22 protein-coding genes are annotated in these 24,691 nt (G+C 72.1%); 11 read left to right on the top strand and 11 right to left on the bottom strand.

Translation table 11 applies throughout. From position 1 onward, the window contains the following. Positions 1-57: 57 nt before the first annotated feature. On the top strand, positions 58-576 hold the full coding sequence (locus MUY22_RS33805; protein ID WP_247051225.1) for a helix-turn-helix domain-containing protein: 519 nt from the start codon (positions 58-60) through the stop codon (positions 574-576). 247 nt (positions 577-823) lie between these two features. Then, positions 824-2,824: a glycoside hydrolase family 31 protein gene (locus MUY22_RS33800; RefSeq protein WP_247051224.1), complete on the top strand. Its 2,001-nt coding sequence runs from the start codon at positions 824-826 to the stop codon at positions 2,822-2,824. On the opposite strand, the gene MUY22_RS33795 is transcribed toward MUY22_RS33800, so the two are convergent. Then, the gene (locus tag MUY22_RS33795) at positions 2,805-4,370 is read right to left on the bottom strand and encodes an FAD-dependent monooxygenase (RefSeq protein WP_247051223.1); all 1,566 of its coding nucleotides are present in this window, start codon (positions 4,368-4,370) and stop codon (positions 2,805-2,807) included. The genes MUY22_RS33800 and MUY22_RS33795 overlap by 20 nt on opposite strands. 68 nt (positions 4,371-4,438) lie before the next feature. Between MUY22_RS33795 and MUY22_RS33790 the strand changes: the two genes are divergently transcribed. Then, positions 4,439-5,020: a TetR/AcrR family transcriptional regulator gene (locus MUY22_RS33790; RefSeq protein WP_247051222.1), complete on the top strand. Its 582-nt coding sequence runs from the start codon at positions 4,439-4,441 to the stop codon at positions 5,018-5,020. A gap of 8 nt (positions 5,021-5,028) precedes the next feature. On the opposite strand, the gene MUY22_RS33785 is transcribed toward MUY22_RS33790, so the two are convergent. Beyond that, positions 5,029-5,418 (bottom strand): ester cyclase, encoded by a 390-nt coding sequence (locus MUY22_RS33785; protein WP_247051221.1) that lies wholly within the window; start codon positions 5,416-5,418, stop codon positions 5,029-5,031. Between the two features lie 13 nt (positions 5,419-5,431). Then, positions 5,432-6,025 carry a hypothetical protein gene (locus MUY22_RS33780; RefSeq protein ID WP_247051220.1) on the bottom strand — a complete coding sequence of 198 codons (594 nt, stop codon included), beginning with the start codon at positions 6,023-6,025 and terminating at the stop codon, positions 5,432-5,434. A gap of 139 nt (positions 6,026-6,164) precedes the next feature. Here MUY22_RS33780 and MUY22_RS49540 point away from each other — a divergent pair, with 139 nt between their 5' ends. Continuing rightward, complete coding sequence (locus MUY22_RS49540; protein ID WP_256474733.1) at positions 6,165-6,296, top strand: hypothetical protein; 132 nt, start codon at positions 6,165-6,167, stop codon at positions 6,294-6,296. A 47-nt stretch (positions 6,297-6,343) separates the two neighbouring features. On the opposite strand, the gene MUY22_RS33775 is transcribed toward MUY22_RS49540, so the two are convergent. Both MUY22_RS33775 and MUY22_RS33770 read right to left on the bottom strand, forming a co-directional pair. Beyond that, positions 6,344-7,390, bottom strand: coding sequence for a trans-aconitate 2-methyltransferase (locus tag MUY22_RS33775; protein WP_247051219.1), 1,047 nt, complete (start codon positions 7,388-7,390; stop codon positions 6,344-6,346). 138 nt (positions 7,391-7,528) lie between these two features. Further along, positions 7,529-8,674 (bottom strand): FAD-dependent oxidoreductase, encoded by a 1,146-nt coding sequence (locus MUY22_RS33770; protein WP_371827702.1) that lies wholly within the window; start codon positions 8,672-8,674, stop codon positions 7,529-7,531. Positions 8,675-8,703: 29 nt separating this feature from the next. Here MUY22_RS33770 and MUY22_RS33765 point away from each other — a divergent pair, with 29 nt between their 5' ends. Both MUY22_RS33765 and ligA read left to right on the top strand, forming a co-directional pair. After that, positions 8,704-9,594, top strand: coding sequence for a LysR family transcriptional regulator (locus tag MUY22_RS33765; protein ID WP_247051217.1), 891 nt, complete (start codon positions 8,704-8,706; stop codon positions 9,592-9,594). 10 nt (positions 9,595-9,604) lie between these two features. Beyond that, positions 9,605-11,596, top strand: a complete 1,992-nt coding sequence (gene ligA / locus MUY22_RS33760) for an NAD-dependent DNA ligase LigA (protein ID WP_247051216.1) — start codon at positions 9,605-9,607, stop codon at positions 11,594-11,596. 403 nt (positions 11,597-11,999) lie between these two features. Here the strand turns inward: ligA and MUY22_RS33755 are convergent, their stop codons facing one another. After that, positions 12,000-12,647, bottom strand: a complete 648-nt coding sequence (locus tag MUY22_RS33755) for a TetR/AcrR family transcriptional regulator (protein ID WP_247051215.1) — start codon at positions 12,645-12,647, stop codon at positions 12,000-12,002. A gap of 91 nt (positions 12,648-12,738) precedes the next feature. Here MUY22_RS33755 and MUY22_RS33750 point away from each other — a divergent pair, with 91 nt between their 5' ends. Together MUY22_RS33750 and MUY22_RS33745 are read left to right on the top strand one after the other, a co-directional pair. After that, positions 12,739-13,332: an SRPBCC family protein gene (locus tag MUY22_RS33750; protein WP_247051214.1), complete on the top strand. Its 594-nt coding sequence runs from the start codon at positions 12,739-12,741 to the stop codon at positions 13,330-13,332. A gap of 25 nt (positions 13,333-13,357) precedes the next feature. Next, entirely contained in the window at positions 13,358-13,699 is a 342-nt protein-coding gene (locus MUY22_RS33745) for a hypothetical protein (RefSeq protein WP_247051213.1), read from the top strand. A 1-nt stretch (position 13,700) separates the two neighbouring features. Here the strand turns inward: MUY22_RS33745 and MUY22_RS33740 are convergent, their stop codons facing one another. After that, a complete protein-coding gene (locus MUY22_RS33740) occupies positions 13,701-14,417 on the bottom strand; it encodes a TetR family transcriptional regulator (protein WP_247051212.1) in 717 nt (238 codons plus the stop codon). Positions 14,418-14,524: 107 nt separating this feature from the next. Here MUY22_RS33740 and MUY22_RS33735 point away from each other — a divergent pair, with 107 nt between their 5' ends. Both MUY22_RS33735 and MUY22_RS33730 read left to right on the top strand, forming a co-directional pair. Further along, positions 14,525-14,938: a hypothetical protein gene (locus MUY22_RS33735; protein WP_247051211.1), complete on the top strand. Its 414-nt coding sequence runs from the start codon at positions 14,525-14,527 to the stop codon at positions 14,936-14,938. Further along, positions 14,935-16,530: a multicopper oxidase family protein gene (locus MUY22_RS33730; protein WP_247051210.1), complete on the top strand. Its 1,596-nt coding sequence runs from the start codon at positions 14,935-14,937 to the stop codon at positions 16,528-16,530. Before MUY22_RS33735 ends, MUY22_RS33730 begins: the two co-directional genes overlap by 4 nt. An 84-nt stretch (positions 16,531-16,614) precedes the next feature. On the opposite strand, the gene MUY22_RS33725 is transcribed toward MUY22_RS33730, so the two are convergent. The 4 genes from MUY22_RS33725 to MUY22_RS33710 form a co-directional block, all read right to left on the bottom strand. Further along, complete coding sequence (locus tag MUY22_RS33725) at positions 16,615-17,175, bottom strand: hypothetical protein (protein WP_247064520.1); 561 nt, start codon at positions 17,173-17,175, stop codon at positions 16,615-16,617. Between the two features lie 304 nt (positions 17,176-17,479). Continuing rightward, positions 17,480-20,833, bottom strand: a complete 3,354-nt coding sequence (locus MUY22_RS49650) for a glycosylhydrolase-like jelly roll fold domain-containing protein (RefSeq protein WP_305879320.1) — start codon at positions 20,831-20,833, stop codon at positions 17,480-17,482. Positions 20,834-20,949: 116 nt separating this feature from the next. Beyond that, complete coding sequence (locus tag MUY22_RS33715) at positions 20,950-22,962, bottom strand: phosphocholine-specific phospholipase C (RefSeq protein WP_247051209.1); 2,013 nt, start codon at positions 22,960-22,962, stop codon at positions 20,950-20,952. A 109-nt stretch (positions 22,963-23,071) separates the two neighbouring features. Continuing rightward, a complete protein-coding gene (locus MUY22_RS33710; protein WP_247051208.1) occupies positions 23,072-23,911 on the bottom strand; it encodes a helix-turn-helix transcriptional regulator in 840 nt (279 codons plus the stop codon). A 101-nt stretch (positions 23,912-24,012) separates the two neighbouring features. Between MUY22_RS33710 and MUY22_RS33705 the strand changes: the two genes are divergently transcribed. Further along, positions 24,013-24,690, top strand: coding sequence for an SDR family NAD(P)-dependent oxidoreductase (locus MUY22_RS33705; RefSeq protein WP_247051207.1), 678 nt, complete (start codon positions 24,013-24,015; stop codon positions 24,688-24,690). Position 24,691 lies beyond the last annotated feature (1 nt).

Genomic DNA, 24,691 nt, shown 5'->3' with positions numbered 1-24,691 from the left:
CCGGAGGCTAGCACGGTTTGTTCGTTCACCGAACCTTTCTGTGGCACACTGGGGCGCATGGCACTCCCCCGCGAGTACACCGGCCAGGCCTGCTCGATCGTGCGCGCCCTCGAGATCGTCGGCGAGCGCTGGACGCTGCTGATCGTGCGGGACGCGGTGTTCGGCGTCCGGCGGTTCAGCGACTTCCTGGAGCACCTGGGCACCCCCCGCGCGGTGCTGACCGAACGGCTGGAGTTCCTGGTCCGCGAAGAGGTCATGACCCGCGTCCCGGGGCCGGGCAAGCGGAGTGAGTACGAGCTGACCGCGAAGGGCCTCGCGCTGTGGCCGGTCGTCCGGTCGCTGTCGGCCTGGGGCGACGAGTTCTACGCCCCCGAAGGCCGCCGGCGGGTGTTCGTGCACGCCTCCTGCGGCGGCGAGGTGACCCCGGCGGGCGCGTGCGTCACGTGCGGCGCGCAGGTACCGGTCGCCGAGACGGTGATGACCCCGGGTCCGGGGCTGCCGCCGCCGTCACCGCGGGACAGCCCGATCACGACGGCCCTGGCCGAGCCGCGGCCGCTACTGCTGCCGGTGCACTGACACCACCGGAACCTGACGCGCCGATGTCGTTCGCCCTCGGTCGCGCCGAGGTTCGCCATGCGCCCGGCAGTAGCCGATGACGGTCGTGAACTGCCGCGCCGCCGGACCGGCGGGGACCGACCCCGCTCGGCCTCGCCCCCAGGCGGTGCCGTGAACCCTTGACAAGCAACCCCGTCAACCTGTCATGCTTACTCGTGCGCGAATGGACGTGGTAACGAGCAGTTTCTCGCACTTTCCGGAGGCTCGAGTGCATCGACGGCTAAGCGGAACCCCTCGACGGCTGCTGTGCGGCGCCGTCGCCCTGGCGCTCACCGGAGCGCTCGCGGCGCCCGCGGCGGCGGACCGGCTCACGGCGGGGACCTTCTCGGTGCCACGCAGCGGCGACGCCCCGGGCTACCAGGTGCGCGTCGACCCCGCCCACCTCGGCGTCAGCGTTTCGCGAGGTGGGGAGCCCCTGCTGCGCACCGCGCCGGACGCGTTCACCTTCGGCACCGCGGTGGCGACGCGCGTGCGGTCCGTCTCGAAGCAGGGCGCGACCGTGGTCGTCGAAGCCGGCAGCACCGCGGGCAAGACCGTGACCCTCCGGCTGACGCCGCACGCGGACCGGTTCGACCTGAGCTGGTCGGTGGCCGGCGAGCCGGCCGGGGACCGGGCGACGCACTTCGACCTGGCGGCGTCCGGGCACTGGTACGGCGGCGGGGAGACCAGCGAGGGCACGCCCCAGCCGTACCCGCTCTCCGCGGGCGTGGTCAACGAGCCGGAGTTCTCCCCCGCCAGCTACATGATGCAGGAGCCGTACTTCTACACCTCGAAGTCGATCGGGGTGTACGTCCGCACCGCGCAGCCGATGAAGGTCGCGCTGGCGAACGGGCGCGCCGATCTCACGGTGACCGGGTCGGCGGAGTACGCGAGCACGGTGTTCGTCGAGTCGAGCCGCCGCGCGGTCTACGACGACTACGTCGGCGAAGTCGGCAAGCCGGAGAAGAGCGACGCGACCGACGCCGAGTACGCCAGTCCACTGTGGAACTCGTGGGCGCAGTACTACCGGAACATCGACCAGGACAAGGTCGTCGCGTGGGCGCGCGACCTGAAGGCCGCGAACGTCGCCGGGCACACCGTGCAGCTCGACGACAAGTGGGAGTCGAACTACGGCAACCTGACCTTCGACGCGAAGACGTTCCCCGACCCGAAGAAGCTCGTCGACGACATCCACGGCATGGGCCAGAAGTTCGGCCTGTGGACGACGTTCTGGATCAACCTCGACTCGGCGAACTACGGGTACGCCCGCGACCACGGCTACCTGCTGCACGCGAAGGCGAACCCCGCCGAGCCGTGCACCGTGACGTGGTGGAACGGCACGGCGGGGATCATCGACCTCGGCAACCCGCAGGCCCGCGACTGGTACACCGGCAACCTGCGCACGCTGATGGCGGACTACGGCGTCGACGGCTTCAAGTTCGACACCCGCTTCTTCGACGACAGCTGCGCGACGTCGAACGGCCTGACCCCGCAGGACTACCAGAAGCTCGGCGCGGACATGACCGACCGGTTCGACCAGCAGGGCGCCGGGATCCGCACGCACTGGGGCAACCAGCGCTACGGCTTCGTCATCCGCGCGGTCGACGCGGACACGACGTGGGACGGCCTGCGCACCTCCCTGCGCCGGGCCTCGGCGATCTCCGCCGACGGCTACCCGTTCGTCGAGACCGACATGATCGGCGGCTCCGAGAGCATGCCGCCGCCGTCGGAGGAAGTCCTGGTGCGCTGGGCGCAGGCGGCGTCGCTGATGCCGCTGATGTACGCCTCGACGTCTCCGGTGACGACCGTCGACACCACCACCGGCAAGCCGGTGACCTACCCAGCCGACACCGCCCGCCTCTACGCCGACGCGGTGCGCACACACGCGAAGCTGGCCGGTTACCTGCAGACGCAGGTGAAGCAGGCGGTCGCGGACGGCACGCCGATCATGCGGCCGGTCTTCTTCGACTTCCCCGCCGACCACCGCTTCGACACGATCGACGACGAGTGGCTGCTCGGCCCGGCCCTGCTCGCCGCGCCGATGATCACCGCGGGCACGTCGCGCGACGTCGTCCTGCCGGCCGGCCTGTGGTTCGACCCGAACACCCACCGCGTCGAGCTGGGCGGGCGCACCTTGCGCGGCTACCCGGCGCCGCTCGGCACCACCCCGATGTTCGTGCGCCTCGGCGCCCCGGGGTCGGCCGGGCTGATCACCGCGCTGTCCCGCTGAGCTGACCGGCGCTCACGCGGGAGCCGAGCACCCGCGTGAGCGCGTCGGCCAGCGACGTCTCCGACGTCGAATGCCACGCGACCACGACGTCGGGCCGCAGCAGCAAAGCACCGTCGGCGGGCAGGCGGACCTCGGCGAGCCAGCCGTCGTCCGGCACCGCGGCCCACCGCAGCCCGAGCCGGTCCGCCTCGGCGATCCAGTGGCCGTTGTCCGGGCCGGTGAGCAGCGTCAGACCCGGCCCGGCGAAGTCCACAGTGGACGTCTCCGCGTCGAGCCACGCGTGCGGAACGCGGGTGCCGGGGCGGCCCGCCGGAGCATAGTGATCGGCCGGTGCGGGGTCGCGGCCGTCCGGGACGAACGCGCCGTCCGCGTACTGGGTGCCGAACATCGTCGTCATCGGGTCGCCCGGCAGCCCGCCGCCCTTGGTGAAGGCCGACAGCATGTCGCCCACGTGCCCGATCACCGCGCTGGACGCCTCGGCGATCGCGTAGCCCGCCGGACGGCGTTCGGTGTCGTACGTGCCGAGCAGCGCCGGGGCCGCCTTCCCGGCCAGCACGGCGGCGAGCTTCCAGGCGAGGTTGGCCGCGTCGGCGACGGCCGTGTTGGCGCCGGCCGCGGCCATCGGGGGCATCACGTGCGCGGCGTCGCCCGTCAGGAACACCCGGCCGTCGGCGAACCGGCCGGCCACGCGCATCGCCGACTCCCACGGTGACCGGCCGAGCAGCTCGACGTCGAGGTCCGGCACGCCCACCACGATCCGCAGGAGGTCCAGCCAGTCGCCGTCGCCGAGCGTGCCCGCGTCGGGGAAGTCGGCGGTGGAGAACAGCCAGCGGTCGGTGCCGTTGACCGAGAGGAACGCGCCCGAGGCCACCGGGTTCTCGATCTGGCACAGGTTGAACGGCTTGTCCCGCACCAGGTCCGTGAGGTCGGCGCGGAAGTGGAGGTCGAGGTTGTCGGCGAGGTGGCCGTGGCCGCCGCGGGTGATGCCGAGCGCCTCGCGGACGGGGCTGCGGGCGCCATCGGCGGCGACCAGGTAGTCCGCGGCCAGCTCGTACGGCTCGCCGTCCGCCGGCCGCAGCAGCGCCGTCACCCCGCCGTCGTCCTGGGTGAACGACACGAGTTCGGTGCCGAGGCGCACGGACACGCCGCGCTCCCGGGCGGCCCGGCGCAGCAGCGGTTCCAGCACGGACTGGGGACACAGGACGTTCGGCGCCGGGCTCAGCTCGGGCATCCGCCCCTGCTGCCCCCGCCGGGCGCGCAGCAGGTCGGTCAGCTCCCGCGGGCGGGCCGCGGCGAGCGTCGGGCCGGTCAGCACCTGGCTGAACGCCGCCAGCGGCGCACTCGCCTCGGCGACCTCGTCGGCCAGGCCCAGCAGGCGGAACACCTCGGTGCTGCGGGGGTTGAAGCGGCGGGCCTTCGGCTGGGGCGACGAGCCGTCGCGCCGGTCCACGAGCACCGGGAACACCCCTTCGCGGCGCAGGAGCAGGGCGGTGGTCAGGCCGGCGATCCCGCCGCCGCTGATCAGGACGGGGACACGTGCGGTCATAGGAGACTCCCTCTAAAAGTGACACGGTACAACTCAGTACACCGTGCAACTAGTGATATCGTCAAGCCATGACCACGGAGACCGGGCCGGGCCGGCGCGAGCGCAAGAAGGCGGCCACCCACCGGGCGCTGGCCGACGCGGCCCTGCGCCTGTTCCTCGAGCGCGGGTTCGACGACGTGGGTGTCCGCGAGATCGCCGAGGCCGCCGACGTGTCCACCACGACCCTGCAGAAACACTTCCCCACCAAGGAGTCCCTGGTCTTCGACCGCGACGGCGACGTCGAGGAGGGCCTGATCACCGCCGTGCGCGACCGCGCGTCCGGCACCTCGGTGCTGGACGCGCTGCGGGACCACACACTCGCCCGCGTCCGGCTGGGCGTCGCGGCCGAAGGCGCGTCGGCGTTCCTGGACCTCGTGCACCGGACACCCGCACTGAGCCGGTACTGGCACCGGATGTGGATGCGCCACGAAGACGCGCTCAGGCGGGCGCTCGCCACGGAAACCGGGGCCCCCGAGGACGATCCCGGCTGCGCCGCGCTGGCGCACTTCGCCCTGGAGACGTCAGCGCTCGCGATGCGTGCCGCGGATCCGGTCGCGACGGCCGAAGCCGCGTTCGCGATCCTCACCCACGGCTGGCCGGCCGCTCGCTGAGCCCGGCGCTACTGCGGCGGTCCGAGGACGGACCAGTGCTCGACGAACCGCCCGTCGCGCATCCGCACGAAGTCCATCACGCGGAACTCGACGTCCTGGCCCGAAGGCGGTGTGCCCAGCCACTCGCCGACGTGGCGGCCGCGGTAGATCTTGTGGGTGGCGACGACGTCATCGGTGTCCACGCAGTGCACGATCTCGACCTTCAGGCCGGCGAACGCGGTGTGCAGCGCCCGCGTGACCGCGGCCACGCTCCGGCGATCGTCCGGCAGGCCGTTCTTCGCCGACCGGTTCCGGAAGTCGGGGTGGACGAAGTCGTCGATCAGCTCGACCCGGCCGCCCTCGTGCACCTGCTCGACGAACGCGCGCATCCGCGCGATGTTCCCGGATTCCGTGCTCACCCGGCCACGATACTCAGAGGCAGGGCGGCCGGTAGCCGTCGACGTGCAGGCCGCGGAAGGCCAGCACGTTCGGCGTCTTGCCGACGAACACCAGGCCGCGGGCCTCGGTCAGCGCCGAGGCGAACGAGTACGTCGGCGTGCCCAGCTCGGGCAGTGACGTCCAGGCGCGGGGCGCGAAGCTGAAGAACCTCGTCACGACCTTGCCGTGCGTCGAGGGCACGAGCGTCAGCCACTTGTCGCCGCCGCTCCAGTGCGACGCCGGGCGCAGCTGGACGTAGAGGTCGTCGGTCGCGCTGTAGGTCAGCCGGAAGCCCGCCGACCGGGACAGGTCGGCCTGCGCCTCGAACTGGTTGCCGAGCCACAGGACGGCCACGTGCCACTCAGCGTTGAGGAAGCTCACCTTCGCCGCGTACCGGCCGTGGTCGCGCATGAGCAGGCTGCCCGTCGCCGGCACCGTCGTGCCCTCGCCGCTGGCGAGCCACTGCTGGTAGCCGTCGATCGACGGCGTCGCGCACTCGCACGAGCCGGCGGCTGACGCGCTCGCCGTCCCGAACAGCGACATCACCAGCACCAGGACGAAAGCTGCAAACGGAACCCGTGCGCGCATTCCCGGGAAGCTAGCAAAGACCGGCGACCGGCCGCGCACGCGTGTTTCGGTGAGCGGGACCGTGTGGCGCGCGTCACGGAATGCCTGTCGATCTTCGGCGCTGAACAGAAGAGAAAGCGTTTCGATCCGAGGGAGTGCCATGTCCGCCACCACCACGCCGCCCGAGGCGTCGACCACGCCGGTCGTGCCCGTGCTCGACGACTTCGACTTCCCGCTCACCGACGGCGCCGCCTGCCGCATCGACGACCCGGACTGCGAAGCCTGCCAGTGAGCCCGAGCGCGGGCCGGCTGCCCCGGTGGCCGGCCCGCGCCGCCGGCTCAGCCGCCGGCCGGGCGTTCGACGACCACGGTGGCCATCAGCGAGTGGCCGACCCCCAGGCCCTGCTGGGACTGCTGTTCACACGCGAACAGCGCCTGCGCGAGCCGCTTCGCCTGCTCCGGTGAGCGCAGCTCCCCCGCCGCCGCGAGGACGCCGTTCCAGCGCTCGGCGAAGGCCGCGAAGAACGCCTCGACCCGCGCCGGGACCTCCCCCGCGGGCGGCTTGAACCGCAGCTGCGCCGAAGCGACGTCGGTGTTGCCGCGCGCGAGCTCGTTGAGCAGCGTGCGGTACGGCGGGATGCCCTGGTTGAACGCGCGGGTGGCGGTGTGCCGGCCGACGAGCACGGACCGGTCGGTGAAGGTGACCGCACCCAGCCGGGCGCCCGCGCCGATCGCGGCCTGCACGAGGGCGTCGTCGAGGGATCCGCGGTCGTAGAAGCTCATCTGGTCGTGGACGGTCTCGTTCGCCCCCTCGAAGAAGCTCATGTTGTACGCCCAGCGCGTCTCCGGCCAGCGCGGCGTCCATTCGACCGAGTAGCGCCCCAGCACGTCGACGATCAGCACCGCGCTGTCGCGGGTCTCGACGATCCGCCGCATGAGCCCGGTCAGGACGTCGATCGTGTCGGCGTGCGGCAGGTGCGAATAGGGCACCCCGCAAGACAAGTAGAGGTCGAAGTCGCCGGCGGGGAGCTCGGCGCGCATGTCGGCGACCTCGAACTCGGCGGGCCGCCCGGCGTGCAGCGAGCGCGCCGTCTCGACCATGCCGGGGTCGAGGTCGACGCCGACGTAGGCGAGCCTGCTGTCGTCGGTCACCGGGGCGAGGTCACCGTGCGGCTCGGTGAGCAGCGCGAGCCCGTCGCCGGTGCCGGCGCCGATGTCGACCACCCGCAGCGGCTGGTCCGGCCCGCGCCGGGCCAGGTCGGCGGCGTCGCGCAGGACCCGGTGCGTGACCACCTCTTCGAGCATGGTCTTCACCGGATCCCGGCGCTTGGGCGAGGTGTAGTGGGCTTTCGCGTCGCGGTAGGACGTGGCGGCTGTCGTGTTCACGCCTCACCCCGGGTGCGAGCATCGTCGATCAGTACGTATGACGCGTTGCTGGTCGTGATCTCCATGTCCCCGATTCTGGCAAGAAAAGCCGTTCGGGTGACCGGACGTCTCGGATCGTGCCCACCGCGTTCCGTTCCTTCAGACCGGTGTAGTGGTCAGCATCCAGTGGCTGAACGCGGCGTACCGCGCCGCGAACTCAGCGGGACCTGCGGCTGCTTCGACCGCGGCGGAGAACTCCCGGACCCGCTCGAACCGGGCGATGCGGGCGTGTTCGTACTGCTTGAGCGCCTCAGCCAAGTCCGCTGACGCCAGCGCGGTCCGGAGCACACCGGCGTCCTCGACGCCGAGGGTGCCGCCCGCGGCGATGTGGGGCGAGAGGCCGTGGGCGGCGTCGCCGATGAGCGCCACGCGCGAGCCGGTCCAGCGCGGCAGCGGGGGCACGAGCATGATCCGGTTCTCGAGGATCGCGTCCTCGGGGGTGGCCGCGATCATCCGCAGCAGCTCGTCGTGCCAGCCCGCGTCGGCGAGGTTGCGGGCGCGCGCCAGAGCGCGGTCGCGCTTGCTCCCCGGCAACGGCCCGGCCTCGAACTGGTTGACCATCCACATGGTCTGTCCTTCCGCGACGCGGGTGTAGCCGCCGCGCGTGCCGTCCGTCCCGATGGTCAGCACGGTGCCTTCGGGGCGTTCGTCCCCGGCCGGCACGATCGCGCGCCACGCGTAGTGCCCGGCGTGCGCCTGGGCGTCGGTGCCCGGCAGCAACTGCGAGCGGACCCGTGAGTACACGCCGTCGGCGCCGATCAGCAGGTCGGCGTGCAGGCTCTCGCCGCCGTCGAGGTGGACGACGACCTCGTCCGCGCGGTCCTCGAACCCGGTCAGCCGGGCCGAGAGCCGGATCCGGTCGCGGCCGATGACGTCGGCGAGCAGCGTGTTCAGCGCCGGCCGGGGCACCAGCAGGAAGCGGTGGTCGGAGTCGTCGTACCCCTTGGCGCGCAACGGCTTCCCGGCCGGGTCGAAGAACCACGCGTTGATCTCCTGCCCGAGCACGCGGACATCGACGCCGGCGTCTTCGAGCACCCGGATCGCGTTGGCCCACAAGCCGATCCCGGCCCCGGCGGCGCGGATCCCGGGCGCCTGCTCCAGGACGGTGACGTCGTGCCCGATCCGCCGCAGGGCCGCGGCGGTGGTGAGCCCGACGAGGCCACCACCGGCGATCACTGTGTGCATGTCCCGCTCCTTCGTTCGCTCCTGCCTCCAGTCAAGGACGACGGCGTCATAATGGAAAATGCATGTTCGCTATCTGTAGCATTACCTGGGTGCATCTTGATCTGAACCTGCTGGTCGCGCTGGACGTCCTGCTCGACGAAGGCGGCGTCGGCGCCGCCGCGGACCGGCTCCACCTCTCCCAGCCGGCCATGAGCCGGACGCTCGGGCGCATCCGGCGCGCGACCGGCGACGAGATCCTCGTCCGCGCCGGCCGGGTGATGCTGCCGACGCCCTACGCCGAGCGGATCCGCGACGAGGTGCACCAGCTGGTCACGCGCGCCCAGACGATCTTCACCGCGGGGACCGAGCTCGACCTGACGACCCTGGACCGCACGTTCACGCTGCAGTGCAACGACGTCGTGGCGAGCGCGCTGGTCCCCCGCCTGATCACCCGCGTCGCGGCGGCCGCCCCGGGCGTCTGCCTGCGGGTGCTCGGCGAGGCGGACACCGACGCCGACGGGCTGCGCCGGGGCACCGTCGACGTCCGGCTGACCGACGAGACGACGCACCCCGCCGACGTCCGCTCGGCGACCGTCCTGACCGACACCCTGGTCACCGCCGGCCGCCACGACCTCGCCGTCGACCCGGCGACGACGGCCGGGTTCACCGCGCTGCCCCACGTCGTCGTCTCCCGCCGCGGCCGCCGTCGCGACCGCATCGACGACGTCCTCGAGGCGCACGGCACCGCCCGGCGCGTCTCTCTCATCGTGCCCACTTTGGCCATGGCCCTGGCCGCCGTCACCACCGCCGAGCTCGTCACCGTCGTCCCCGGGATGGCCGCCGCCCGGCTCGGCCCGGAGCTGCGCGGGTGGCCGCTTCCCGTGCCGACGCCGGAGATCCCCGCGGTGCTGGCCTGGCACGCCCGCCACGACCGCGACAGTGCCCACACGTGGTTGCGCGACACGATCCGGGACGTCCTTTCTGTCGGTGGTCCCCGGTAACGTCTGGTCCGTGAACGCTCGGGAACGCATCCAGGAACTCGCCGATCGGATCGTCGTCATGCGCGACGCCTACTACCGGGGCTCGCCCACGGTGGCGGACGCGGAGTACGACGCCGTCGAGGACGAGCTGCGTGGCCTGATCGAGGCGAACCCGGACCTCGCGCCGGACCCGAACCCGCTGGACCAGGTGGGCGCGCCCGCGGTGCTGCACGCGCCGATCCGGCACTCGCGCCCGATGCTGTCGCTGGAGAAGGCGACCCGGCCGGAGCAGGTCGTGGCGTTCTTCGAGCGCTTCCCCGGCCAGCCGGTGGTCGTCATGCCGAAGCTGGACGGGCTGTCGCTGGCGCTGGTCTACGAGAAGGGCCGGCTGGCCCGGGCGATCACCCGCGGCGACGGGACGACCGGCGACGACGTCACGAAGCTCGTGCGGGCGCTGACCGACGGCATCCCGGACCGCGTCGACGCCCCGGGCCGCGTCGAGGTGCGCGGCGAGGCCGTGATGCTGCGGTCCACCTTCGCCGCCTACAACACCGCGCACCCGGACAAGCCGCTGATCAACCCGCGCAACGCCGCCGCGGGCACGCTGCGGGCCAAGGACCCGGCCACCGTCGCCGGCCGGAACCTGCGGTTCTTCGCCTTCGACCTTTACACCGACCCCGACAGCGCGGAAACCGACCTCGGCAGCGCACTGGCGTCCCTCGGGTTCACCGCGGCCGACATGCGGCGCTGCACGGAGGCCGAGGCCGCACAAGACGTGATCACCACGATCGAGCAGCAGCGCAACGACCTGGACTACGACCTCGACGGCGCTGTGCTGCGCCTGGCCGACCGGGACGCCTACGCCGCCGCCGGCACCCGGTCGAGCTCGCCCCGTGGCGCGCTGGCGTTCAAGTTCGCCGCGGAAGAGAAGACCACCGTGCTGTCCGATGTGGTCTGGGACGTCGGCAAGACGGGCAAGATCGCCCCGGTCGCCTGGCTGGAGCCGGTGTTCGTGGGCGGCACCACCGTCACCCGCGCGACCCTGGCCAACCAGGAGGTCATCCGCGCCCGCGGCATCAAGATCGGCGACACGGTGCTGGTGCGCCGCGCGGGTGACGTGATCCCGTTCGTCGCCGGGGTGCTCGACGCCTCGAAGCGCACGGGCGCGGAGCAGGAGATCGTGCCGCCGACGGTGTGCCCGTCGTGCGGGCATCCGCTGACCGAGCAGGGCAACAGCCGGGAACTGTTCTGCACCAACGTCGCCTGCCCCGCCCAGACCGTCCGTCGGCTGATCCACTGGGCATCACGCGCCGCGGCGGACATCGACGCCATCGGCGGCGTGTGGATCGAACGGCTGGCGGAGACGGGGATCCTGGAGCAGCCGTCGGACTTCTACGGGCTGACCAAGGAAACCCTGCTGGAGTACGACCGCATCGGCGAGGTCTCGGCCACCAGGATGATCGAGTCGATCGACACGAGCCGCCAGGTCGGCCTGCGCCGAGCGCTGATCGGCCTGGCGATCCCGATGGCGTCGGAAGGCACCGCCGCCCGCCTGTGCCGAGCCGGCTTCGGTTCCCTGGAAGACGTCGTGGACGCGGGCGTCGACGGCCTGGTCGCGGTGGAGGACATCGGCCCGAAGGTGGCGACGTCCCTGATCGAGCACCTCACCCGGCTGCGCCCGGAACTCGAGCGGCTGCGCAAAGCGGGAGTGTCACTGGACGTACGCGAGGAGGACCTCCCCCCGGTAGTAGCGGCGGGCGCCCCGTTGGCGGGCAAGACGGTGGTGATCACGGGCGGCATCAACGACCCGCGTTCGGGCGAGAAGGTCCCCCGCCCGACATTCCAGCGCCTGTGCGAAAAAGCGGGCGCCACCACGGCATCCTCGGTCTCGGCGACCACGGACCTGCTCATCACGGGCGCCGACGTCGGGGCGAGCAAGCTGACAAAGGCGGAGAAGCTAGGCGTAGAGGTAAAGGACCAGGGCGAGATCTGGCCCCTACTGATCAACGCCGGCATCGTCTAGGCGCTGACCTCTGACCCCGGGTCGCCCGGTCAACGTGTTGGCCACTCCCGGTGGCAACTTAGCCGCTCCCGTCACCGTGTTGGCCACTCCCGGCGGCCACGCCGGTCGCACGTTGGCCGCTCCCGGCAGCTAGTCGGCCGCGGGCCGTCGGATCGGTCTGTCGTGAGGGGCACCCTCAGGGACATAAGAGCCATGAGGGTGCCCCTCACGGCTTTGGTCCGGGCAGCCGACCAGCCCGCGGTGGCGCGCCTTGCCGCTCATGGCGGCACGTTGGCCGCCCCCGGCGGGGAGCTGGCCGCTCCCGGCGGGCAGGTTCTCCGGGCCGTCCGTGAGGCGCCGGGTCCGACTTCCCGGCCGTCGGGTTCTGCCGTGGGTTGTCGTGAGCCCCACGCAAGCCGGACGGTCACTTTTCCAGTAGTGCCTTGAGTTCCTCGTCGATCAGCAGGTCCGGGTCGAACTTCATGCCCGCGAAGTGGCCCGCCAGTTCCAGGGACAGCACGCCGTGCAGGCGGGTCCAGAACGCCAGCGCTCGGTGCAGTGTCGCGGCCCCCGCCGGGTGGTCTGCGGCCCAGTCGCGGTGGGTCTCCAGGTGCTTGTCGAACGGGGTTGGCGAGTGGTCCTCTGGGAGCACGCCGGCCGCGTCCAGGAGCACCGTCATGACCTCGAACGAGATCGCCGTGATGTCGTCCGGGGCGTGGTAGCCCGGGACCGGCGTGCCGTAGATGAGGAAATACCGCTGCGGGTCGCTTCGAGCCCAGTCCCGTACGACGTGGGCCAGTGCCGCCAGGTCCGCGCCTGCGGAGCGGGCCGCGCGGACCGTGTCGGCGAGGCTTCGGTAGGCGTCGCGGATCAACGCCGTGATCAGCTCGTCGCGGCTCGCGAAGTAGCGGTACAGCGCGGGGCCGCTCATGCCCACCTGCTTGGCGATCGCGTTGAGCGACAGCGCCGGCACGCCCGCCGCGGCGATCTGCTCCCACGCGTGCTGCTTGATCTCCGCGCGCACCTGAGCCCGGTAGCGCTCACGGGGGCTCTGACCAGCTGGGTCCGTCATGAGTTAGAGGCTATCACTTTTCCTATTGACACTCACGCCAGCGTAGTTATAGCTTCTAACCAACACGACGACCACTAACAAGGAGGGCCCGATGAGCTTCCGTTCCGCACTGATCGCGATCCCGCTGGCCGCCGCCGGGATGTTCGGCGTCACCGCCGTCACCCCGGCCGAAGCGGCGACGAGCATGACCTGCCACGGCACCGGCATCGACCCCGCCGCCCAGCTCCACTACCGGACCGAGACGCTGATCAAGGCGCCGCTGAGCACCGTCTGGAAACTGCACACCACCGTCGAGGGCTGGCCGTCCTGGCAGAACGCCGTCACCAGCGCGAAGCGGCTCGATCCCGGCCCGCTGCGGCCGGGCTCGCGCTTCCGGTGGACCACCCCGGCCCCGGCCACACCCACCACTCCCGCGACGACCCTCGTCATCACCTCGACCGTCCAGCAGGTCACGCCCGGCCGGTGCGTCCGCTGGACCGGGCCGGCGATCGGCGACGGCCTGAGCATCGACCGCGGCGTCCACGTCTGGAACTTCACGCCGGTGCGCGGCGGCGTCCTCGTCCGCACCGAGGAGAGCTGGACCGGCCAGCAGATCGAAGCCGACCCGGCCACGGCCATCCAGTACCTCGCCCCGGGCCTCGACGCCTGGCTGGCCGCACTCAAGACCACCGCCGAAGCCCGCTGAACCAAGCAACCATCAGGAGAAACCGATGACCACCGCCACCGCCCGCAAGACCTCGCTCGCCGTCCTCGTCGCGGCCTGGGCCGTCCCGGTCTTCGTCGCCGGGCAGTTCGCCCTGCTCGCCGGGATCCCGATCATCGTCGTGCTGATCGGCACGCTGCGCGAACCCCGCCTGCGCGCCGTCCGCTGGCCGACCGCCGCCCTCACCGCGGTCTACGCCGGGTCGCTCGCGTTCTGGCTGCTCGGCCCGAGCGACGCGCCGAGCCTGTCGAAGTTCCTGAGCCCGGTCGCCACCGGCGTCTTCACCGCGGTCGGCGTCGCGACCGCCATCGCGCACCACGTCGCCCGGCGGCGCTCGGCCACGAAGTAGCTCAGGCCCCTCCCGCGAACTCCGGGAGAGCCGCTAACCCGGCTTCGACGAGCCCCGCCGCGCGTCCGACGTCGGCCGAGACCAGGTCCTCGACCTCCTCCGCCGTGCGGGTGACGTCGAGGTGTTTGGCCATCGACCGGAACTGGATCTGCCAGAGCGCGACGAGCGCAGTCGCCAGCACCCGCGGTTCGGGGTCGTCCGGGGTGGTGCCGGCCCGCTCGGCCAGCGCCTCGGCGGCGACCACGACGAGCTGTTCGGTCATCTCCAGGCGGTGCGCGCGCAGGGCCGGCGTGGTCGCGATCAGCAGCCCGAAGCGCCGGGACTTCGTGACCGCCTCGGCCGGGTCGTCCTGCTCCGCGAGCCAGGACAGGACGGCGGCGCGCTCCTCCGCGAGGATCCGCAACGTCGCCTCGACCGGGGACACGCCGGGCTCGGCCAGGTCGGTCCGCAACGCGGTCAGCGCCGCGTCCGGGTGGTCGAGGATCAGCGACTCCTTGGTCGGGAAGTAGTTGAAGACGGTCTTCTCCGACACCCCGCACGCCTCGGCGATCTCCGTCACGCGCACGGCGTCGAAGCCCCGCTCGACGAACATCTCCGTCGCCGTGTCCGAGAGCTGCTGACGCATCAGCCGCTTCTTGCGCTCGCGCAGTCCCTCGACCTCGGGCTCCCCGTTGCGCCGGGTGCGCGAGGCCGCCCAGTTCACCGTTCGCGGACTCATGGCACCAGCTTAGTGCACCGCCCGGATATTTTCTGCTACAGTAATTTTTCAGTGACCGAAGACTGGTTGCTTCCTCCCGAAGTCCCCACGGAGAAACGAGTCTTGTGATGGACCCTGTCCACAACCCGATCAGCCGCGGCGCGCTCCTGCTGCTCCGGGCGAGCGCCGTCGTGGCGGCCGCGCTCGCCTGCCTGCAGCCGGTGCTGGCCGGCGCCTTCCTGCAGGGCCACTATTCGATGCTGTCCGCACACCGCATGTCGGGCATGCTCTTCGCGCTGGCCCTGCTGCCGACGCTGCTGGCGGCGCTGGTCGTGTGGCGCGGGGGCCGCGGGCCGGGCCGCCCCGCCCTGTTCGCCGCGCTGGCGCTCGTGCTCTGCGCCGCGCAGATCGTGCTGGGCTTCACCCGGGACCTGGTCGTCCACGTGCCGCTCGGCGCCGCGCTGCTCTACCTCGTCGTGCGGATCGTCATGCTCTCCTGGGCCAAGCAGCCGGTGGCGCGTTACGCCGGGGTCCCGGCGTGAGCCCCGGGATGAGCCGCCGCCGGTTCCTCGGCGTCGGTACCGTGGCCCTGGCCGGCGCCGGGGCGCTCGCCGTCGCCGGGACGCCGTTCCTGCGCGAGCTGTTCGCCGACGGCCAGCCCGGGCTGCTGCTGTCGAGCCGGGCCCCCGTGCCGACGGCGTTCCGCGCCGAACTGCCGATCCCGCCGGTGCTCGCGCCGGTGCGCAGCGACGCGACGACGGACTTCTACGAGATCGTCCAGCGCCCGGCGTCGCTGGGCATCCTGCCCGGGCTGACCACCGAGGCGTGGACCTACCAGGGCAGCTTTCCCGGCCCCACCTTGCGAACGCCCGCCGGGCGCAAAGCCGTCGTGAAGCACACCAACCAGCTGCCGCACCCGACCGTGGTGCACCTGCACGGCGGGCACACCCCGGCCGACAGCGACGGCTACCCCACCGAGCTCGTGCACCCCGTCGGCGGCGAGCAGACGAGCACCGCGCCGGGGATGGCCGGCATGGCGGCGATGGCGGGCATGGCGAAGATCGACACCGGCGGCGGGCAGACCAGCCGGACCCACACCTACCCGCTCGACCAGCGCGCCGCGACGCTCTGGTACCACGACCACCGGATGGGCTTCACCGCCGCCAACGTGTGGCAGGGCCTGGCCGGGTTCCACCTCGTGACGGACGACGAAGAGGCGGCTTTGCCGCTGCCACAAGGGAAGCGGGACATCCCGCTGATGATCTGCGACCGGTCGTTCGGCGCGGACGGCAGCTTCACCTACCCCGCGCTCGCCGGCGGGCAGCAGCTGCCCGGCGTCTCACCGGCCTACATGGACGGTGTGCTCGGCGACGTCATCCTCGTCAACGGCGCGCCGTGGCCGGTACTGCGCGCCGACCGCGCCCGGTACCGCTTCCGGATCCTCAACGGCTCCAACGCCCGCCGGTACTCACTGGCGCTGGACCCGCAGCCGCCGGGCGGCGGCGCCCTGGTCCAGATCGGCGGCGACGGCGGTCTGCTGGCGAGCCCGCTGACGCACGACAGCATCGACCTCTCCCCCGCCGAACGCTTCGACGTCGTGATCGACTTCGCCCGCTACGCACCGGGCACGCGCGTCCGGCTCGTCAACAAGCTCGGCTCCGGCGCGACGGCCGAGGTGATGTGCTTCGACGTCGGCACCGACGGCCGGGTGGCCGACGACAGCCACGTCCCGGCGAAGCTGTCGGAGGTCGCCGTCCTGAACCGGACCAGCGCCACCACGACGCGGGACTTCCTGTTCCAGAAGTCGTCGGGTTCCTGGACGATCAACGGCGCCCCGTACACGCCGGGCCGCGACCTGGCCCGCGCCAAGCTGGGCACGACGGAGATCTGGCGCTTCACGAGCGACGTCCACCACCCGGTGCACCTGCACCTGAACCACTTCCAGGTGCTGAGCCGCAACGGCCACGCGCCGGGCCCGTACGACGCGGGCTGGAAGGACACCGTCGACGTCCGCCCGTCGGAGGCGGTCGAGGTGGCGGTGAAGTTCACCGACTACGCGGGCCGGTACATGCTGCACTGCCACAACCTGGAGCACGAGGACATGGCGATGATGGCGGACTTCTCGACGGAGTGACGCGCACGCGACGACGGCCCACCCGGGGTTTCCGGGTGGGCCGTTCCGTCACTCCGGTTCAGCCGGAGTGTCCGATGTGGATGGTCAGCCGCCGAGGATCGCGAGGATCTGGTTCAGCAAGTTGACCAGCGCCTGCAGGTTGCTCAAGGGGCCCGGGTCGAGCAGGCCCGCGATCGCGCACAGGAGGTTGCCCAGCAGGTTGCCGGGACCGGCGTCGGCCGTGATGTTCAGGTGCACCTGGTTCAGGTGCACGACCAGGCCGAGCAGGTCGAGGTCGAGCGGGCCGAGCACCAGGTCGAGGATCTGGCAGGACGCCGCGGCGACGCCGACCGGAACGGTGACGGCCTGGGAAACGGTGCCGACCTGCTGGCCGGCGGAGTCGACCATGGTCAGGTCGGCGACACCGTTGGCCAGTGTGCTGGTGCCATCGGTGGTGAAGCCGGTCGGCGTGAAGCTGCCGACCGCCGTGCCGGTGCCGCCCGACGCGTCGGTGAACGTGCCGGTGATCGGCGCGGTCAGCGCCGGAGCGGCCTGGGCCGCCGGGGCCGGAGCCGCGGAAGCCGTGCCCGCACCGGCGAAGAAGCCGACGAGAGCCGTGACCAGCAGGGCGACGACCGCGGAGCGGCCGAGCTTTCCGATTCTCACTGTTGTGCTCCTTTCGAAGTCCGAATTCGACTTGCTAGGAATGCACCGAAAGACCCCATCGAAAACCGGATGCGGCCGGAAACCGCAGTGAGCAATCTCAACTGATCGACACGTCCGCGAGCCGTAACCAATCCAGCCGCCGGTCGTCTACACCACTCGATGTCCGTTCGTGGCGGATAAGTAGAGGCGGGAAGCCTGCGCACCGTCCCTAAAGGACAATGTATCACAATCGTGGATTGCTCGTCACGAAATTGCGTTGGACTGATTGCCCCTCACGGCTGCGTCCGAATGCCGCAGGCCGCCGTCAGTGCCGGGACAGCACGACGTCGACGAGGCGGTGCGGCCGCAGGCTCACCGGGCCGATCAGGCCGGACGAGAGCACCTCGCCCCGCGCGTTCGCCCCGGTGTTGGTGACCCGCACCCGTACTTTGTTGCGGCCGGCGCGCAGCGCCGCCGTGACGTCCACTCGGTACGGCGCCCACAACCGGGATCCGAGCAGCTTCCCGTTGACCTCGATTTCGGCCACCTCGTGGACTTCGCCGAGGTCGAGCGTCCACTTGCGACCGGACAACGTCGCCGCCGTGACATCGAAGTCCTTTTCGTACCAAGCCGATCCCGAATACGCCGGGTCCACCTCGGTCCAGGACCCCAGAGGACGCGTTGTCGCCGATGCGCCCGGACGATCGAAGCGGAACACCCAGTCCCCGCCGGACGGAATGGCCGTGAGCGGATCGGAAACCGTGGCCGTTCCGGAAAACGTCCGGCCACCCCCATTCACCGTAACGCCGACCGATCCCGGGGCGATCACGCGCAAGGTCGCGGCCCGGCCGTCGGCACGCACCCGCTCCACCGGCGCCGACGCGCTCACCGCGTGCGCGGGCTCCGCGCCCGCGCGGAACACGACCAGCAGCGTGGCTTTCGGTTCCAGGCGCAGGACGGTCGCCGTGTTCCCGGACGACGCCCGTCGCCAGACGCCCACAGGTGCCGTCGTGCCGGTGTCGGGGTCCCACACCTCGGGCACGCCGGTCGCCGGGAACGTCGCGGTCAGCTCCACGGCGTCGGCGCGCTCGTTGAGCACGACGAACAGCGGCCGGCCGGCGCTTTCCAGGCGCAGCACCCGGACGTCGTCGTGGCGCGGCTCCAGCGTCGCCGCCGCACCACCCGCGGCGGCCACCGCGGTCGCGGCCGCCACCGGGTCGGCCGCCCGCACCGCCGTGCGCGCGGTGAACAACTCGGCCAGCGCGGCCCGCAGGCCCGCGTCGTTCCCGCCGGCCTCCCGGCTCGGCGGTGCGCCGACGAGAACCACCGTGCCGCCGCCGCGGACGAACCGGATCAGCGTCCGCACGGTCCCGACGGCGAGGTTCGGCGTCCGGGGCACCACGACGATCCCGTACGCCTGCTGCCCGACGACCAGCTTCGAGCCGGTCGGCCGGGCGTGCGTCCGCAGCGCCGGGTCGGCGTCGAGCGCGCCTTCGTCGAGGAAGTCGAAGTCGACCTGGACGTCCTCCAGCGCGTGGGCGGTGGTCAGGAACGCCGTGTCGAGGTCGGCCATCGCCGGGGTGTCCTGTGTGGACTCGACGGCGCGCTGCGGCTGCAGCAGCGCGGTGCGGGCACGCGCCGGCGCGCGGCACGCCTCCATCAGCCGGCCGATCCAGTCGTTCAGCGGCGCGGACACCGCCCACCACGGGTTGGCCGGCTGGAACGGCGGCGGGTAGACGATCTGGTTCTCGTCGCTGAACCGCGCGTGCAGCAGCGTGTGGTTGACCCCGCGCACGGCGAACGCCCCGACGACCTCGCGGACGAACGACGGCGTGACCGGCCAGCCGGTGCCGCCCATCGCCTCCAGGTAGACGCGCTCCAGCCCGAGCTGGTGCGCGGTGCTGGCCGGCCAGCGCGACAGCGTGCGGTGGTAGCCCCGCTGGTAGTGGTCGAAGATGAGGTCGGTGCCCGGCACCTGCGCCCACTGGTTGTTCGTGTTCAGGTTGCCGGAGCTGCGCAGCTGCTCACCCGGGCCGTACTCGTCCCACAGCGGGTTGGAGATCAGCTTCAACCCGCGCGAGCCCAGCCACTGGCCCTGGCTCTTGTAGTACGCGGCCGCGAACCGGTTGCTGACCGCGCGCCAGAAGAGCCCCCGCAGCCGCAGGCCGGCGTCGCCGAGACCGGCGTCGTGCACCGCGGTCAGCGCGACGCCCGGCGACGTCCCGAGCGCGTGCAGCTCCGCGTCCAGCGTGGGCGACCAGGGCACCGTGTTGAACGGCCCGTCGGCCGAAGCGAGGTAGGGCTCGTCGTCGGCGAAGCCGCGCAGGACCGCACCCGGCGCCCACGGGAACCGGCGCACGTACTCCCCCGGCACGGCGTCGAGGAACAGCCGCACCGCTTCGTCGTCGAGCAGGTCGAGGTAGGCGCGGCCGGTGCCGGTGGGCGTGCTCAGGTCGCGGACGGTGAACAGGTCCAGCTGCCAGGTCCCGGCGGGCGGCGTCCACGTGCCGCCCGCGCGGGCCTGCGCGGTCAGGTCCACCAGCGTGGCGGGATCCGTCGAGGACGCCGGCCGGGCCGCCGCGGCGACCAGCGGCACGCCGGTCGCGGGCAGGTCGAAGCCGTCGAGGGCGGCGGCGCTGTCGAACGTCTCCGTGTAGAGGACAGTGCCGGTCGCGTCGCGCACGGTCAGGCTGTCCCACGACGAGCGCTGGGACGCCACCGAGCGCACGCCGACCCGGCCGGTGGCGTACTTCAGGCCGTCCACCGCGGGCTGCGCGACGCCGTCCAGCGTCACGGTCAGGGTCGTTCCGCGGACGCGCACGGCCAGCTCGTGGTCGGCGGCGGGGTCGAAGCCCGGGACCGCAGCGCCGCCCCGGAGCTGCGTGAACGCGCCGCCGGACTGCTGCCAGACGTCGACGGCGCCGTCGCTGCGCAGGTCGGCCAGGACGCCGTTGTCCGCGTCAGCACTGCGCACCATGAGCCCGGCGGTCGCGCTTTCCACGCGGACCTTCGCCACGACGTCGCAGTCCTGCCACCCGGCCCCTTCGCGCAGCAGGGTGACGCCGTCGCGGGCCGCGGCGTCGACCAGCAACCGCCCGCCCGACACCGAGAGCCCCCGGCTCACCAGCGGCACCGGCACCCCGCCGGGGACGGTCAGGACCTGGCGCCCGACGCCCTTGAGGCGCAGGTCGGGCCGCGGCTGGTAGACGCGGTCGCCGACCTTTCCGCCGTCGACGACGAGGCCACCGGCGCGGCCGCTCGGGAAGTAGTCGTCGTTGAACAGCCACAGGTGCATGCCGTGCCGCTGCGCCTCGCGCAGGGTGAACTCGATGATCGTGAACCAGTCTTCGGTGAAGAACGCCGGCTTCAGCGCCGCCGTGTCGAACGGGAAGACCAGGACCTCGTGCACGCCCTTGTCGCGCAGGTCCGCCAGCCCGTCGGCCACCAGCGCGGTGGTGACGGTGCCGTTCCAGAACCACAGCACGGTGGGCCGCGAGTCCGGGCGCGGGTCGGCGAACCGGCCCGCCGCGCCGTCGGTTTCCGGTGCGGCGTAGGCGATCGGCCACCCGCCGGCCGTGCCGGCGATGGCCGCGGCCGAGGCGAGCGCGAGCGCGCGCCGCCGGGACAGCCGGAACTCCCCGCCGATCGAAGTGGTGCCTACCGGGTCGTTTTCGATCACCGTTGATCCCCCGACCGTGGATTGAAACGATTCAAGACACGGCGGAAGTTACGTGACGCCGGTCATACCCGTCAAGGCATGACCGGCATCCTGTCCGACGGGACAGCCCTATCGGCTCACCGGGTGAGGATCGCCGGGTCGCTGGTGCTGGGACGGCCGTTCTCAACGTGCCCGGCCAAGCGGCGCAGGAACTTCGGGTCCTTATCCGACGTCACGGAGACGTCGTACCACTCATTGCTCCGCCCGGTGTCCACCTTCTCGACGGTCCGCGCGCCCGGGCGCAACTGCCGGGTCGCCGACCGGCGCCCGTAGGCGTCGGTGATCGTCAGCCGCACGGTGGCGGACCCGGTGTTGGTCAGGGTCAGCTCGACGCACCCGCCGTCCTGGCGCAGGCTCACCTCGGGCCCGGCCGTCGTGCCCCGGAACTGCCGCAGGAAGCTGTTCGGGCCGTGGGCGGTGAAGTCGTACCCGCCGGCCGCGGGCAGCGCGCCGGACAGCGAGCGGCCCGCGCCCACGGTGTAGGTCCGCGGGTCGGCCGACGGCGACGTCACGACGAACGCCGCGCCCGCCCGGCCGTGGTTGGCGAAGGTCAGCGTCAGCTGGTCACCGTGCACCCGGGCGTCGGCCGCCAGGTCGTACGGCAGCGCCCGCGCCGGGCGCAGCCCGTGTTCCTGTTTGGGCAGCACGCCCTTCGCGGGCACCGCGGGCACGTAGTCCGGGTGCCGCTCGCGGTCCGGCGGCGCGTAGGCGGCCGTGTCCGGCAGCCGCGGCACGTGGGCGTCGGTGCGCGCGAAGTCGAACGCCGACGTCAGGTCGCCGCAGACCGAGCGCCGCCACGGCGTGATGTTCGGTTCCTGCACCCCGAACCGCCGTTCGATGAACCGGATGATCGACGTGTGGTCGAACGTCTCCGAGCACACCCAGCCGCCCTTGCTCCACGGCGACACGACCGTCATCGGCACGCGCTGGCCGAGGCCGTACGGGCCGGCCGGGTTCGACGCCGACCCCGCGAAGATCTCGCCGGTCGTGTCCACAGTGGACTGCCCGGCCGTCGCGTACGGCGGGAGCACGTGGTCGAAGAAGCCGTCGTTCTCGTCGTAGGTGACGAACAGGGCGGTCTTGCTCCAGACCTCCGGGTTCGCGGTGAGCGCGTCGAGCACCTGCGCGAGGTACCAGGCGCCGTAGTTGACCGGCCAGTTCGGGTGCTCGCAGAACGCCTCCGGGGCCGTGATCCACGAGACCTGGGGCAGCGTCCCGGCCTTGACGTCGGCGCGCAGCCGGTCGAAGTAGCCGTCGCCCGCCTTCGCGTTCGTGCCGGTGCGGGCCTTGTCGTAGAGCGGGTCGCCGGGCTTGGCGTTGCGGAAGGAGTTGAAGTACAGCAACGAGTTGTCGCCGTAGTTGCCGCGGTAGGCGTCGTCGATCCAGCCCCAGCCACCGGCGGCGTCGAGGCCGTCGCCGACGTCCTGGTAGATCTTCCACGACACCCCGGCCTTCTCGAGCCGCTCGGGGTAGGTCGTCCAGGAGTAGCCCTTTTCGTCGTTGCCCAGGACCGGTCCGCCGCCGGTGCCGTCGTTGCCGGTGAAGCCGGTCCACATGTAGTAGCGGTTCGGGTCGGTCGAGCCCATGAACGAGCAGTGGTAGGCGTCGCAGATCGTGAACGCGTCGGCCAGCGCGTAGTGGAACGGGATGTCCTCGCGCGTCAGGTACGCCATCGTGGTCGAGCCCTTGGCGGGGACCCACTTGTCGTACTTGCCCCGGTTCCACGCCGTGTGCGTGTCGTTCCAGCTGTGTGGGAGATCCTGGATGAACTGCAGGCCCAAGTTGTCCGCGTCGGGGTGGAAGGGCAAGATGTCGCGACTGCCGTCGGACTGCGCCCAGACGGGTTTGCCGGACTGCAGCGTCGCCGGCCGCGGGTCGCCGAAGCCGCGGACGCCGCGCATCGTGCCGAAGTAGTGGTCGAACGACCGGTTCTCCTGCATCAGGACCACGATGTGCTCGACGTCGCGCAGGGTGCCCGTGCGGTGGTGGGCGGGGATCTCCGCCGCGCGGGCGATGCTGCCCGAAAGGACCGAAAGGGCAGCGGTGCCGCCGGTCAGCTGCAAGAACCGCCTGCGGTTGACGTCCGTCATGAGCACTCCGGAGGTGTGGTGGCCGGGATCCGCGCCAGTATCGCCCGCGCCGCCGGGCAACCACTACCGCCGCGGGGGAACAGCGGGTGAAGCCCAGGTCAACGGCGCGTCAGACGAGCGTCTGCGTGCCGAGCACGATCGCCAGGTCGAGGCGCTCGGCGTCCTCGGTGCCCGGTTCGGCCGTGTAGACCATGATGCGCAGGTCGTCGGCGGCCACGATGAGCGTGTCGCAGTCGAGGGTGATGCGGCCGACCAGCGGGTGGTCGACGACCTTGTGCCGCGACGTCTCCTGGCTCGGCTCGGGGGCACCGGCGTCCCAGAGCTCGACGAACCGCGGGCTCCGCGACAGCTGTTCGACGAGCCGGGTGACGCTCCGGTCGGCCGGGTACCGCGCCACGTTCAGCCGCAGGTCGGCGACCAGCTGCGCCACGAAGCCGGCGTGCTCCTCCGGGGTGTGGACGGCGCGGGTGCCGGGGCCGGCGAGGTGGCGCCAGACGGCGTTGCGTTCGATCCCGCGCCAGGCCGTCGTCTCCCCCATCAGCGCGTCGTAGGGCGCGTTGGCCACGACGAGCGTCCAGGTGGCGTCGTAGACGGCGACCGGCGTGTGCGCCAGCCGGTCGAGCAGGCGCTGGACGCTCGGGGTGATCCGCGACGGGACGACGTCGAGCCCGGGCGCGACGTGCCCGGCCAGGCGGAACAGCAGGTCACGCTCACCGTCGGCCAGCCGGAGGGCGCGCGCCAGCGCCTCGACGACCTGCACCGACGGCGAGGTCGCGCGCCCCTGTTCGAGCCGGGTCAGGTAGTCGGCGGAGATCCCCGCGAGGCCGGCCAGCTCTTCACGGCGCAGGCCGGTCGCCCGGCGACGGCGGCCCACCGGGACCCCGGCCGTCTCGGGTGCGACGCGGTCGCGCCAGCGGCGCACCATCCGGCCGAACTCCCACGTCTCCACGCCTCCAGTGTGCGCGACCGCGGCCGCCTTGTCCTGGCCCTGGCAGTCCTACGAAAACGGCACGACTGCCTAACCTGCTCCCGGCCTCGGAAGCTCGGGTCATGACCACGACATTGATCACCGGGGCCAACCGGGGCCTCGGCAAGGAAACCGCCCGCCAGCTCGTCGCCGCCGGGCACACCGTCTACCTCGGCGCCCGTGACGCCGTCGGCGGCCGCGCGGCCGCCGACGAGGTCGGCGCCCGGTTCGTCCAGCTGGACGTCACCGACGACGCGTCCGTCGCGGCGGCCTTCGACCGGCTCGAAGGCGGGCTCGACGTGCTCGTCAACAACGCCGGCATCGCCCTGCTCGCCCTCAACGGCCCGGAGGCGCTGGCGGTGTTCGACACGAACGCGGTCGGGATCGTCCGCGTCACCGAGGCGGCGCTGCCGCTGCTGCGGAAGTCGGCCAACCCGGTCGTCGTCAACATCTCCAGCGCGCTGGGCTCGTTCACGGCCAACCACGACCCCGCGCGGCCCGCGTCGCAGGTCTCGGCGATCGTCTACGGCGCGAGCAAGGCGGCGGTCTCGATGCTCACGGTCCAGTACGCGCGGGCGGTGCCGGAGGTCAAGTTCAACGCCGTCGAGCCGGGCTACACGGCGACCCTGCTCGGCGGCATCGAGAACCCCCACGGCCGCCCGGTCGAGGTCAGCGCCCGGACGATCGTCCGGATGGCCGTCATCGGCGAGGACGGCCCCACCGGCACGTTCCAGGAGGACGACGCCGAACTGGGCTGGTGAA

The sequence above is a fragment of the Amycolatopsis sp. WQ 127309 genome (assembly GCF_023023025.1).
GTDB lineage: Bacteria > Actinomycetota > Actinomycetes > Mycobacteriales > Pseudonocardiaceae > Amycolatopsis.
The sequence above is the reverse complement of the archived record's forward strand: the minus strand, read 5'-3'. Positions and strand labels throughout refer to the sequence as shown.